Source organism: Halobacillus sp. A1-3 (assembly GCF_050971765.1).
GTDB lineage: Bacteria > Bacillota > Bacilli > Bacillales > Halobacillaceae > Halobacillus > Halobacillus mangrovi_B.
The window spans coordinates 227,057-240,531 of sequence record NZ_JBPCEO010000006.1; the positions used below are offsets into that span (position 1 = coordinate 227,057).

Consider the following 13,475-nt stretch of genomic DNA (forward strand, 5'->3'; position numbering starts at 1 on the left):
ATGTAAGCGGATACTTGTGCAATTGCACAAATTAAGTGTTTAAAAGAATGCTCTGTAATAGGATGGCGTCTTTAAACTTCCTGGGATCTAAATCTATTTTTTTATGGATTTGATCCAGCCGGTAAATGAGTGTATTTCTGTGAATATGCAAGGCCTCTGCCGTTCTGGACATTTTTAAGTCGTTATCAAAATATGAGGTAAGAGTTTCGATATAGGCTTGTTCTAGTTGAGTGAATCGCTGTCGATAGACCTTTGTTACTTCGTCATAAGTTAATGAATCTTTAAAGTTCAATAGTCTCTCCATTTCAAGCTCTTTACTGTAAACGATTTTTCCATATTCGCCCGATAGTTCAATAGCTTCTTTTGCCTGATAGTAGGAGCTCCTGACCCCCGCTACGGAATATCCAGGTTCCCCAATCCCAATTTTTACTCCATCTATTGCTGATAATTTAATAGGAAAATCATCGTATGGAAAAGGAACAATGACCCTGTTTTCTTGGAAAGGAAGCACAAAAAGAGGATTATACGGATGGAGATTTTTCCGAAGATTTTCAGCAAGCTCAAAAGGGTTGTCAGATTGAAAGATGCCTACTTGCCATATTTGGTGTACATCTACCCGTAATGTGAATTTAGCTTCACTTTCTAAATCCTCATGGTCCATTTCTCCATCTTGAAGAAGTCGCTGCAGCCAGTGACTCCATTGTCTTTCCTGATAAAACGCTTGCCTCTGTATGAAGATTTGTTCCAGTGCAATCTCAACAGATCCCTGGGTCATCCCTGCCGCTTGCACGACGTGCTCAGGATCTCCTGTTAATCCAACAACTCCTGCTAGCTTTCCTCTATGAAAGATGGGCAGGTTAGCTCCAGGTTTAACATTCGAATAACAATCAATATTTTCTTTCGTAATAAACTGGGATTCCGTCGTTTCAATAACTGTCTGTGCACCACCATGTAATTGGTCGATCCGGTTAGGATCTGTACTTGCTACAATTTTACCTTTTGCATTCATGAGATTTATTGTGACGTCGATGTATTTAGATAGTCTGCGTATGATTTCTTTTCCTAGTTGATCAGTTAATTCCATAGGTGACGCTCCTTTGAGAATCGGTTTTTTAAATCATAACAAAAAAGAGAGAGTGTGGATTTTATAAAAATTAAATAAAAAAGAACAAGCCTCCTAATCGGAAAACTTGTCCTTCTTATTACTTTCAAACATTTATGCTCTCAATCAGACCATTTTATATCCATACACTAGTTTCTATTTTTTAAGGGATCATAACGTCTTAATGGAGAAGTGAATTCACTACCAAAGTCTTCATTGTTTACAATATCAGGATTTAAAATTTGGTCACCTTGAGGTTTATCACCGTCTTCAGCCCATTTGACTAGTGCAGTGAATGCGTCAGTCTCTTCAGCAGGTGTAAATTCACAGTGTCCGACCGCTCTTACAGCCCGACTGACTAGCATATCTGACTTTCCGTTTTCCGCAACTCTTTGAGCGTAAAGCTGCTCCATTGAGAATGGCACAAATAAGTCTCCAATCGTATGCAGTGTCATGACTGGGACATTAATTTCCCCAGAGAGATGAGGAATTTTAGCCAGCCCATTTTCATTCCTTGCCTGAGGGTCTGCTGTAATTTCAGGAATCAGACGAGCGAGCTCTCGTTCTTCTTCTGACAGCTCTGGAAGAGAATCCAATTGGTAGATAGAGTCCGTATTATCAATTAGATTTCCCTGGGTTCCATACGAGGGATCCTCGCGATAGAGGGTGAAAAGGAAATCTTTCCAACTAGCAAATGCTGCACCAAAAAGCGGCCGTTCTCCTCCGGATAAATACATAGTAAGGTCACGAAGTTTTTTTCCTTCACTTGTTAACCATCCAGTGTTCAATCCAAGTGTTTCTTTTATTTGCGGAACGATCGTTGTTTGGTAATCAGCAGGAGCTGGGAACTGGGTGGAAACTCCAGCGAGTGCTTGCGCAGCAAGGTTATAATCTGTAAAAAAGTCAAACAACTCATTATCACCCATGACCCCGCACATAGGCATCGCCCCATCATAGGTATTCTTATATTGTTCAGCCAGTACTCCGGTAATATGACCTCCCATGGAATGCCCTACAATATAGGTGTTTTCTGCCTTACCCACTTTTCCATTGAAAAATTCACCAAGTGCGTGAGTGTCTTTCACTCCTTGTTTGACCTCGTAACCATTCTTACTATAACTTGAGGCAGCCCAGGCATACCCTTTTTCAAGAATGTATTTTCGTAGGTTAGCAGGGTTATCTACGGTTAGTTCTTTAATTTCCTCATTACGGTATCCATGAGAATAGAGAACTAAATCACCGTTCCAGTTTTCTGGAACTTCTATTCTATAGCCTGCTCCATTATGTACGCCCCACAATCGTTCAGTTTCCATACCATCAAGAGCTTTAAACGGAAGCTTCGCCTCATTTACAAAGTAGTCGTTTTTCTTGTCTGCAGCTATTGTTCCGATACCCATCATAACTATTAGAAGACAGACCACAACACTAACAAAAATTCGTTGACGCACCTCAACATCCCCCTTTGATTAGTAAGAAACGAACATGAAATGACAGAATTTTCTTTCTTATTCACAAACATACACTATAAATGAAAAATATTCCAAACATTAATCTCATAAAATAGGTGAATTCATGGTTTTAGGAAAATAATTTCTTTATATGTATGTTCTTATCGTCAGAAGTAAGTGGGTGAGAATACTAACAAAGGCATTGACAGAAAATTTTAAAAGTTATAACATAAGTTTTAGAAAGCAACCCTTTAGAAAGGCATCCCCTTTTAAAATCCGGTTGCACAACGACACTAAGTAAAATTCAATATCTTAACTGTAAAGCTGTCCCGTTTCTGAGCGCCAGAAACTCCTAACGCAGCTTAAAGCCAGTTTTCCCATTAAGGGGAAGACTGGCTTTTTTGATTTTTATGGGCCCATAAAGAAATGTAACCAATACTTTATTATGGAGGAGAATCATTATGAGTACAGTTGAAATGAAGAAAGAAAAGTTATCATCAATCAAAGGAAAAGGGTATAAGATTCAGCCACATCCTGAGCACGCCAGACTTTACCATATTGAAATAGAGGAACGTGTCATTGATCAATTTCTTGAAGAAGTGAAAGAAATCAGTGATGAACAATTGGAATATATCCCGTACCAACGTTTAATGACCTCCGATACTTTACTAAGATTGTTGGATGATAAGTTCGGTGAAACGCTGCGTCATATTCTTCATGATCGAAACTCTGGAGGTTTTACGGTCGGTTTAAGACAGCGGACGACAGATGACCAGGATTACGTCAAGTTTTCAACGGCGCTGACTCATATCGCTGGAATTCCGAATTTTGATGCGATGTCCAAAAAATATTATGCGCGTTTTTCAGTTAAGCATACGGACGACAGTGACTCTTATCTGCGTCAGGCATATAGAAGGTTTACGCTTCATACGGACGGGACCTATGTGGATGAACCGACCGATTGGCTTTTAATGATGAAAATGGAAGAAAGCAATGCGATAGGAGGAAGTTCTAGACTCCTGCACCTTGATGAGTGGGAAGAATTTGATCAATTCTATCAGCACCCTATGGCTTCTTACCCTTTTACTTACAAGGCTCCAGCGAGCAAGAATGTATCAGAAGACGTTCAGCGCAAAACGTTTTATGAATGGAATAACCAGCCATGTATTTGCTTTATTGATCAATTTGTTTATCCTGAGACCATTGCGCAAGCTCAGTACTTGAAGGATTTATCTCACTCAATGGAAAACTCTTCAGGCTTGATTGAACTAGAGCTTCCTGTAGGAGACCTTGTCATGTTAAATAATCGTTTCTGGTTACATGGAAGAGCTGGGTTTGAAAAAAATACAGAGCTTCATAGAGAATTACTTCGTCAAAGAGGACATTTCGTTCAGTAGCAGGAGGTTAATGGAATGTATGATTATGTGATTATCGGAGGCGGCATCGTAGGGCTGTCTACCGCGTATGCTCTTATTCAAAAGAATCCAGGAGCTAAAGTGGTAGTGGTTGAAAAAGAACAGGAGCTTTCCGCGCACCAGACAGGGCGAAATAGTGGAGTCATTCATTCAGGTGTGTACTATAAACCGGGTAGTCTGAAAGCGCGAATGGCTATACAGGGACGAGATTCCATGGTGGAGTTTTGTAGGACACACGATGTCCCTCATGAAGTTTGCGGAAAAGTTCTTGTGGCAACAGAACCGGAAGAACTGCCCCGTATGGAAGCTCTTTATGAACGGGTTCAACAGAATAGGCTAAACGTACAAAAAATTACTAGAGAAGAACTGAAGGAAATTGAACCGCATGCGGCTGGGCTTGCAGGTCTAAAGGTTCCTCAAACAGGGATCGTGAACTACAAAGCGGTCAGTGAGAAACTTGCCGAGCTGCTTAGAGAGGCGGGAGTTGAAATCTCCTTGGGTTCTCCTGTGGTAGATATCAATGAATACAACGACGAAGTGGTCGTCGATAAAGGTGGGCAGACATTGCATTCACGTTACTTAATCAATTGTGCAGGTCTTCATAGTGATCGCCTTGTACGTATGACTGGAATTCATACCGAGTTACAAATCGTACCCTTTCGAGGAGAGTATTTTGAGTTGAAAGAAGAAAAGAAACATCTAGTTAAAGGACTGATTTACCCGATTCCTAATACTGCGTTTCCTTTCTTAGGCGTTCATTTGACGAAGATGATGGATGGAGGGGTGCATGCAGGACCAAACGCTGTATTAAGTCTAAAGCGGGAAGGATATAGGAAAACAGATATCCACCTTAAAGATTTGGCAGAGGTTCTCGCTTTTCAAGGTTTTTGGAAAATGGCCGGTGCCAACATGAAAGAGGGAATGAAGGAAATGGTTCGCTCGTTTCATAAACAAAGCTTTGTGAAGAGTCTGCAGAGGCTTGTACCTGAAATTGAAGCCGATGATATCATTCCAACAGAGGCCGGGGTGAGGGCTCAGGCCATGCTGAAAGACGGACGTCTGGTCGATGACTTTCATTTGATCCGCGGGAAGCGTTCGATTCACGTATGTAATGCGCCTTCTCCTGCGGCAACAGCCTCGCTTGAAATCGGAAAAGAAATAGCTCAACAAATTCCTGATCCACTTGTGGCTGGAATTAAAGTAGGATAGAACAAAGGACCAGATTTATTTCTGGTCCTTTTTACATAAATCTATTATTGATAGAGCTGGTATTGTTTGTATGAATCTTTCAAAGCGGCTTCTAACGCATTACCTGCTTTTCCTAAATAGCCCTCTTTGAGCCTTGCGATTGGTTCCTCCGTACCATCTTTTAAGCTATAGCCTTTGAGTAAGGACTTAACAAATTTCCTTCCGTGCTCTGTCGCTAGTGTACAAGAGGCATCGACAATGACGCCGTATTTTTTATCGACTTCTAAAGTGAGAGTAAGAGATTCGGAGATATGGTTGGCTGCCATTCCTGATGGTAGCTTTGAGTGTCCTGCAACAAAAACTGTTTTCATCGTTCTTTCCTCCTGAATGATTTGATTTAGAATAGAAAATCCTATTTCAATAGTTACTTAAAAGATTAATAGTGGTTATTTTTCTGCTTTCTTTGCTTACATAATGAACGCTGCAATGGAATGATAGCATCACTCATTGCAATGTGAGCCTCAGGATCAAGCTGATACAGGATGAACATACCTTATCACTTTCTGGTGATAATTCGAAGGAAAAATCCTTTGCAATCGCTTCCAATAGTGTAACATAGGACCTTTTTAAAGTGATACACTTAAAGTTAATATAGCAGGTAGGGAGATCGAACCTGATACTCTATTAGACTTCACTTCTCCCATGTAGAATGTGAGCTTCATGAAGAAATTATGTCTAGGCAAAAAAATAAATAATAGAAAGGAAGGAAATGACATGGATCTACATTTACAAGATAAATCCGTGATCGTACTCGCTTCAAGTAAAGGACTTGGAAAAGCGATCAGTACAGAATTCGCTAAAGAAGGAGCCAAGGTGCTGATTTCAAGCAGAAGTGAAGAAGAATTGGAAAAAGCAAAGGCTGAAATCCAGGAAGTGAGTGGAAACAAATACGTTGAGTATCAAGTTTGTGATGTAACGAAAATAGATGATCTTGTTCAATTAGTTCAGAAAGCGATCGAACTCCATGGAACCGTTGATGTTCTAATCAACAATGCAGGAGGACCGAAAGCGGGAGGGTTTGATGACTTTTCTGATGAAGACTGGCAGAATGCGTTCGAACTAAATCTATTAAGTTTTACAAGAGCAATTCGTGAAGTGCTGCCGTCAATGAGGGCTAAACAGAGTGGCAGAATTGTAAATATCGCTTCTTCTTCTATTAAGCAAACGTTAGATAATTTAATTTTGTCGAACACGTTCCGTTCAGGGATCGTGGGACTTTCGAAGAGTCTATCCCAGGAGCTTGCGGAAGATAATATATTAATCAACACTGTTGGACCTGGTCGTATTGCTACGGACCGTGTCGCAAGTCTAGATGAGAAGCGGGCGGCTCAGTTAGGTCTGTCGCCAGTTGAGTTGAGGGAGAAAACAGAGCAGTCAATTCCGTTGGGAAGGTACGGTGAACCTGAAGAGTTCGCCAAAGCGGTTGTTTTTCTAGCGTCTGGTGCGAATACGTACATGACTGGCCAAGCGCTTGTTGTCGATGGTGGCCTGGTGAAGGCGCTATAATTTTTGAGTGCGTTTATCGGCGAACTTTTGGTTGATATCGGCGAACGCTGATATATATCGTCCAATGCTGATTTATATCAGCGAAAAATCAAATATATCGGCGAACACCGAAAATTACGATACTCCAATAACTAAAACCCGGCCAAGACCGGGTTTTTTCTCATTTATAAATCCTTGGTACGCGTTTTCCAATCAGACAGGCCACTTCATAGTGAATTGTATTCATATGCTCAGCCACTTCTTGCATTGAAATCGCGCCTTCATTCCTGTCCCCAAATAATGTAACCTCTTTTACTTCTTCTATGTGAGTCACATCAATCATTGTTTGATCCATACAAACCTTCCCAACGATAGGAGCGCGCTGTCCATCAATCGTGACCTCGCCTTGATTGGATAAAGAGCGTGACCACCCATCTGCATACCCGACAGGTAAAGTCGCAATCTTAGAGGGTGTCTCAGGCTCGAATGATTTTCCATAACTGATTGGTTCACCAGGACGGACCGTCTTTATCATGACTGGTGCTGTCTTCAAACTCATGACTTGTTTTAAATTAATGATCTCTTCCATATGTTCATTTGGATATAATCCGTAAAGGCTGACACCGACCCTCACCATGTCTAAATGCATGCTAGGATAAGCAATCGTAGCTGCACTGTTACAGCAGTGCTTTACAGGCATATGTCCATAAGAAGATTCAACCGTTTCAACCACATGTAAGAAGTGCTCAAATTGCTGTTCAGTATAAGTTGGATCTTCCCCATCCGCATCTGAAAAGTGAGTGAAAATCCCTTCCCATTTTATAAATGGAGATGTGTTTTGATGTAAGAGGTGCAGGACATCTTCCACTTGTTTCAGTCCGATTCGGTGCATCCCGCTGTCTACTTTGATATGTAATTGGGCTTGTTTTTGCAATGTTTCTGCTGTTTCAATCACGTTCTTGACTACATCCTCAGTAAAAACGGTGAGAGTGATATCACGTTCAATCGCTGCTTGAACGGCTTCTGGAGGTGTATAGCCAAAAACAAGGATGGGGGCTTTGATTCCTGCATTGCGTAGCTCAATGGCTTCCTCTACAATCGCCACTCCTAAACGACTGGCCCCTGCATTTAAAGCTGCTTGAGCCATTGGAATCAGTCCGTGACCATAGGCATCTGCTTTCACAACAGACATTAATTCGCATTCTTCAGATAGATGGTCGAGAAATGACAGGATGTTGTGTTGAAAGTTTTCTATAGAAATTTCAGCTCGTGTAGGACGATAATGTTCCATCGCAAATCCCTCCTAGGTGTTTAGCGAATGTAAGTATGGAATAGAGCGCTTTCAAAACAGTATAGCGTGTCTGTAAAAGGAATCGTTTAGAGGAAACTTAAAAATTGGACGCCGTCATTTGTTTAAAAACACATATCCCTTTCATGTTTAAGAATTAAATAGGATAAAAGGTAGATTGGATGCATTTCGATTTTTGATAAAATATACAGGGTCGTTCTGCTTTTTGTTAAAAATAACAAAAAGGGTACGAGGAATTTGTATTTTTAACTGAAACAAAAGAAAGCGCATTCATGGTACACTGTTGAAGCGCCTCCAAAATGAAAGCGCTATATTTAAGCTTCATCTCCCATAGAAGAACATAAATAAGGAGGAAGACTATGAAAAAGATCATAAAGATAGCAAGTGCGTTCGTTGGAATTATTGTAGGAGCAGGGTTTGCATCTGGTCAGGAAATTCTTCAGTATTTTACGAGCTTTGGTTACATAGGTACGATAGGAACAATCATAGCAACAGCTTTATTTGCCTATATGGGGATGATGCTTACTAAGCTAGGCACGAGAATGAAAGCGAAATCTCACAAGGAAGCGGTTTATAGAGTAAGCGGACGATATCTTGGAATCATTGTCGATTATGTCATCATATTTACACTCTTTGGAGTCGGGGTGGTCATGATCGCTGGGGCAGGTTCGATTCCAAGTCAGCAGTTTGGTTTACCGCCTGTGTTTGGGATTATCTTAATGAGTGTCATTGTCATGGCCACAATTATGATGAATGTAGGGAAAGTGGTCAACGTTATTGGAAGTATCACACCCTTTTTAATAGTCATGGTGGTGATGGTTTCTATTTACAGTCTGACAACTATGGACTTATCTTTTTCGAGTCTGCAATCTACAGCTGTTGAGCAGCCAAAAGCATTATCTAATTGGTTTGTTTCCGCACTTAACTATGTTTCTTTTAACGTAGCTGTTGGGGCCTCAATGTCTCTTTTGATGGGTGGAAATGAAGAGGATGAGCGGACGTCCGCGATTGGCGGTCTGCTTGGTGGATTGACTTTAGGACTTCTCATAGTTTTAAGTCACCTCGCCATTTTCTCTAAAGTAGATGTAGTCGCAAGCTTTGATATGCCGATGCTTAAACTTGTAGATGATATCTCTCCAGCACTTGGAATCTTCTACTCTATCATTCTATTTGGAATGGTATTCAATACAGCGGTAAGCATGTTCTTTTCCTTTGCTGCCCGTTTTACAAAAGTAGGGACGAGCAGTCACAAAAAATTTGTGCTGATCACTGGAATCATCGCCTTTGGCCTTAGTTTTGTAGGATTTACTGAACTAGTGGCGATCTTCTATCCGTTGATTGGATTCCTGGGATTGTTTTTAATTGTAGCGTTAATTAGTGCTCCATTTAGATTAAAAGCAGAGCAAAAAAAGCATGAAAGATTATCCGCATAAATAGTTGATAAACCCGGCTTCTGCCGGGTTTTTTTATATATAATAAGACCAATATGTTATGATATTTGGAAGATAACGTTTACATAAAAGGAGCTCTCACCATGTCAAAAGGCTTCCGTGTATCCTTACAAACTAAAATACTAGGCTTAGTTTTCATTATTATCGTCTCTGTCACGATCTTACTTGCTGGAATTTTCGCTTATTGGGAAAAGGAAGAAACGGAAGAAAAGATGGGACAGCTTGCGTTGCAAGCGGCGACGACCGTTTCCTTTATGCCTACGATCAAAGAAGCGTTTGAGCGAGAGAATCCTTCTAAGATCATTCAGCCAATCGCGATTCATATTCAAGAGGAGGTAGGAGCGGAGTTCGTTGTCGTGGGCAATAAAGACAGCATCCGCTATGCTCATCCTGATTCATGGAAGATCGGGAAGCGCATGGTTGGGGGGGATAATGAAAAGGCTCTTAAGGACGGGGAGTATTACATATCAAAAGCCAAAGGGTCTCTTGGTCCTTCATTAAGAGGGAAGGCACCTATATTTAATGATGACGGAGAAATCATCGGAATCGTATCTGTCGGCTTCTTAATTGAGGATATTAATTCTGCGTTTGTTTCTAAGCTGGCGGATATAGCAGGAGTTGCTGTAGCTGTCTTGATGCTCGGAGCGTTCGGGAGCTTTATGTTAGCAAGGAGCATTCGAAAGGATACGTTAGGTTTAGAACCTTTTGAAATTTCCTCATTATATCGAGACCGCGAAGCAATTCTTTCCTCAATCAAAGAGGGAATCATTTCGATTGATCAAAACGGGCTTGTAACGATGATGAATCACTCCGCCATGACAATGCTTGATATTAATTTTGACACCAAAGGAAAGTCGGTAGAAGAGGTATTTCCGAACACACATATGCCTCGTGTGCTGGAATCGGGACTCCCTGAAAGTGATCAGGAGATGACGCTTAATAATCGGGTGGTCATCGTTAATCGAAAACCGATCTACGAAGATGGAGAAGTCGTCGGAGTTGTCGCTAGTTTCAGAGATAAAACGGAAGTCCGTGAAATGGTGAATGCCTTGTCTGAGGTGAAAAGGTATTCCGAAGACCTTAGGGCCCAAACGCATGAATATACGAATAAAATGTATGTGATATTAGGTTTGCTTCAGCTCGGAAACTATGACGAAGCGACACAAATGATTCAGAGTGAATTTGAAACTTCGCAGGACCAGAACAGGATCTTATTCGACCAGGTTAAAGATGATACGATACAAGCTATTTTGTTAGGAAAAATTAGCAAAGCATCTGAACAAAAAATCAATTTTACCATTGATGAAGAATCTTTTCTGGACGTTATTCCTGCTCATATCAACCGTTCCAAATTGGTTACGATTCTCGGGAATATTATAGATAATGCGTTTGAAGCGGTTGCGGATGAAAATGAGAAGACTGTGACATTCTTTGCGACCGACGTTGGTAAAGAAATTGTTTTTGAAGTATCGGATACAGGACCAGGGATTCGGGAAAGCATGATCCCGTACTTGTTTATGAGAGGATTTTCCACGAAAGAAGGAGAGCATCGCGGCTTTGGACTTTCCAACGTAGAGGATATTGTAAGCGATCTGGGCGGCTCATTAGAAGTCGGAGAATCAGAAAGCGGAGGAACGGTTTTTTCAATTTTTATTCCTAAGGAGAAAGGAGGATCCTCATGATCCGTGTCGTCATTGCTGAAGATGATTTTCGTGTGGCCGAGCTACATGAGAAGTTTTTAGCGACTGTTGATGAAGTACAAGTGGCCGGCAAAGCCTTGAATGCGAAAGAGACTTTAGCCCTTCTTAAGGAACAAAACCCTGATTTATTGCTGTTGGACGTGTACATGCCTGACTCTCTGGGAACGGATTTGCTTCACGAAATAAGAGAGCATCATTCAAGTGTAGATATTATTATGATCACTGCCGCCAATGATAAAGCGATGATTGAAAAAGCATTAAACTACGGTGTGATCGACTACATCATCAAGCCGATTACCATTGAGCGTTTCCATAAGACGATCGAAGAATACAGGCAAAAACGGCAGATGATGAGCTCTACAGAAACCTTCAATCAAGCGATGGTGGATCAGTTGATCGGACGAAAGAAAACTACTAAAAACAAAGAAGAGCCTGTCCCGAAAGGTATCGATCCCTTAACGCTCGATAAAGTGAGAACCATGCTGGCTGAAACGCCAGAGGGAATGACGGCTGAGCAGACGAGTGAAAAAATGGGGGCTTCTAAGACAACGGCAAGAAGATATTTAGAGTATTTGATTTCTATTGATGAAGGAAAAGCAAAGATGCGTTACGGGAAAGTGGGCCGGCCTGAGCGGAAATATTTTTTGGAGTAGACCGACAGATGGATGTCGGTCTTTTTATTCACACTGGTCTAGTAGGGAGCTTTTAAAACGGGGATCAACAGACGAGATGTGCGAAATTCAATAAAATAATCCCAATCTGTATTTGATGCCAATCACGGAACAATCTCAAAAATACTGCCTTGGTTAAGATCAGTCACTCTCATAGATCCATAAGCCCCCAAATACAATCTGGATTGGTCAAGATTCGTTCCCAAACTAACGTAATAAGCAGGTTGAGTCCCAAAATTATGATCGGTTTCAATAACACTAAAATCATTTAGTTTACACTCTGGTCTTACTCTGGTGTAAGCTAGCGCCCCTCTATTCGGAATTTGAGAGTCTTGCTTTCGGAGAAGGTCCGTAAATACGACACTTCCAGTTAGAGCAGGGATTCCATTTCCCATGTATGGTTGTACACCTGTAAGCGCAGTGCCTTTGAACTTATCAGGCCGGGAATCTTGATGGAAATAACTAATTAAAGGTTGAATTCTCTTTACTGAAGTTTCGACTGCCTCATTGTAAAAAGCCATAGTTTTCTGATCCAATTTTGGATTTTCAGCACAGCCCCTTATGATCGAAGTAGGAAAAGAACCTTCCCATCCCCTCCAGCCAAAATTAATAACTCCTTCTTCCTCAGACGCGGGTTGCGTTAAAGAACCTTCAGCAAGCTGAGTAACAGGGATCGGTTTATAATAGACGAATGAAAATATCGACTCAACCAGATCCTGCCCGACATTTCCTACATATTTAATATACTGATTGTAATTTCTTTGAAATGAAATCCCGGGGATATTGCGAACCCCTTTGGCAATAACCGTGATTGTTTCCTGAATAGGTACGGGTAGTTCATTGAAGCGTGAGACTACGGGGGGATTATTCATAGATGTAGGTTTAGCTACATCTATTTCAATTATTTTACCCGCGATTTCCATCTCGTCCTGACTTAAATTAAAGGGATCATAGCCTGACCCGCCATCTCCAGTTGTTAAAACAAGTTTTCCTGTTTCAGGTGAAAAGTTTAAGCTGTTCACACCATTATGATTAGAAAAAGGTCTTCTTAAATTAAGTAGTGTCCGTCTTTTTTGAGGTTGACCATTTGATGTGAGAATCCATTCTTCCACTGTGTCAATATGATCATATTGAGTATCTCTATTTGTCCACCTTAGATTGAAAGTATTGGGCTCACACGGGTCAGGATTAAAAGATTTAGGAAGAGCTCCTGGACCTTGTGTTCCTGCTGCTGAATAGTGAAGATAAAACAAACCGTTGTAAAAAAATGCGGGATGAAACGCTAACCCCAGCAATGCACGCTCATCATACCCGCCACCAGAACCTCCTAGTTTTATGATTCGCTGGCGAATATCTAAAAAAGTCCTAATATCTCCGTCTCCTATGTAAAAGATTTCTCCTACCTGGGTTGCAATAAATAATCTTTCCACTGTGTCCCCTGGAAGTATAGCCGTTTTCAAAACAGTTGGTAAATTTATCTTAGTAACAATAGGGCGCAATCTAACCTTTACTTTTCTCAACTGTTTTTTCACTCCTCCTAATTATTTTCTTTTATAAGAATATGGTTAGAATTGTTTTGTTAGTACCAATTAGGACTAGAGGATCTTAAGGCATTCGTTACAGAAGCATTATTAGGATAATGACTA

At 40.9% G+C, this 13,475-nt stretch carries 11 protein-coding genes; 6 read left to right on the forward strand and 5 right to left on the reverse strand.

All coding sequences use genetic code 11. The features are described from left to right. Positions 1-31 precede the first annotated feature (31 nt). Both ACRYKC_RS12490 and ACRYKC_RS12495 read right to left on the reverse strand, forming a co-directional pair. Positions 32-1,084: a CdaR family transcriptional regulator gene (locus ACRYKC_RS12490; protein ID WP_433807061.1), complete on the reverse strand. Its 1,053-nt coding sequence runs from the start codon at positions 1,082-1,084 to the stop codon at positions 32-34. Positions 1,085-1,251: 167 nt separating this feature from the next. Further along, the gene (locus ACRYKC_RS12495; protein ID WP_433807062.1) at positions 1,252-2,550 is read right to left on the reverse strand and encodes a hypothetical protein; all 1,299 of its coding nucleotides are present in this window, start codon (positions 2,548-2,550) and stop codon (positions 1,252-1,254) included. 461 nt (positions 2,551-3,011) lie between these two features. Here ACRYKC_RS12495 and glaH point away from each other — a divergent pair, with 461 nt between their 5' ends. Both glaH and lhgO read left to right on the forward strand, forming a co-directional pair. Beyond that, complete coding sequence (gene glaH / locus ACRYKC_RS12500; RefSeq protein WP_433807063.1) at positions 3,012-3,947, forward strand: glutarate dioxygenase GlaH; 936 nt, start codon at positions 3,012-3,014, stop codon at positions 3,945-3,947. Between the two features lie 15 nt (positions 3,948-3,962). Continuing rightward, positions 3,963-5,174: an L-2-hydroxyglutarate oxidase gene (lhgO, locus tag ACRYKC_RS12505; protein WP_433807064.1), complete on the forward strand. Its 1,212-nt coding sequence runs from the start codon at positions 3,963-3,965 to the stop codon at positions 5,172-5,174. 44 nt (positions 5,175-5,218) lie between these two features. Here the strand turns inward: lhgO and ACRYKC_RS12510 are convergent, their stop codons facing one another. After that, positions 5,219-5,524 (reverse strand): DUF3870 domain-containing protein, encoded by a 306-nt coding sequence (locus tag ACRYKC_RS12510; protein WP_085028879.1) that lies wholly within the window; start codon positions 5,522-5,524, stop codon positions 5,219-5,221. 403 nt (positions 5,525-5,927) lie between these two features. Between ACRYKC_RS12510 and ACRYKC_RS12515 the strand changes: the two genes are divergently transcribed. Further along, the gene (locus ACRYKC_RS12515) at positions 5,928-6,719 is read left to right on the forward strand and encodes an SDR family oxidoreductase (RefSeq protein WP_433807065.1); all 792 of its coding nucleotides are present in this window, start codon (positions 5,928-5,930) and stop codon (positions 6,717-6,719) included. A gap of 160 nt (positions 6,720-6,879) precedes the next feature. On the opposite strand, the gene alr is transcribed toward ACRYKC_RS12515, so the two are convergent. After that, a complete protein-coding gene (gene alr / locus ACRYKC_RS12520) occupies positions 6,880-7,989 on the reverse strand; it encodes an alanine racemase (protein ID WP_433807066.1) in 1,110 nt (369 codons plus the stop codon). A gap of 377 nt (positions 7,990-8,366) precedes the next feature. On the opposite strand from alr, the gene ACRYKC_RS12525 reads away from it, so the two are divergent. The 3 genes from ACRYKC_RS12525 to ACRYKC_RS12535 all read left to right on the forward strand — a co-directional run bounded on the left by ACRYKC_RS12525 (position 8,367) and on the right by ACRYKC_RS12535 (position 11,811). Continuing rightward, positions 8,367-9,440, forward strand: coding sequence for a YkvI family membrane protein (locus ACRYKC_RS12525; protein ID WP_433807067.1), 1,074 nt, complete (start codon positions 8,367-8,369; stop codon positions 9,438-9,440). A 101-nt stretch (positions 9,441-9,541) separates the two neighbouring features. Then, positions 9,542-11,140: an ATP-binding protein gene (locus ACRYKC_RS12530; RefSeq protein WP_433807068.1), complete on the forward strand. Its 1,599-nt coding sequence runs from the start codon at positions 9,542-9,544 to the stop codon at positions 11,138-11,140. Continuing rightward, positions 11,137-11,811 (forward strand): response regulator, encoded by a 675-nt coding sequence (locus tag ACRYKC_RS12535; RefSeq protein WP_433807069.1) that lies wholly within the window; start codon positions 11,137-11,139, stop codon positions 11,809-11,811. Before ACRYKC_RS12530 ends, ACRYKC_RS12535 begins: the two co-directional genes overlap by 4 nt. A 122-nt stretch (positions 11,812-11,933) precedes the next feature. Here the strand turns inward: ACRYKC_RS12535 and ACRYKC_RS12540 are convergent, their stop codons facing one another. Continuing rightward, positions 11,934-13,349 carry a PQQ-dependent sugar dehydrogenase gene (locus ACRYKC_RS12540; protein ID WP_433807132.1) on the reverse strand — a complete coding sequence of 472 codons (1,416 nt, stop codon included), beginning with the start codon at positions 13,347-13,349 and terminating at the stop codon, positions 11,934-11,936. Positions 13,350-13,475 lie beyond the last annotated feature (126 nt).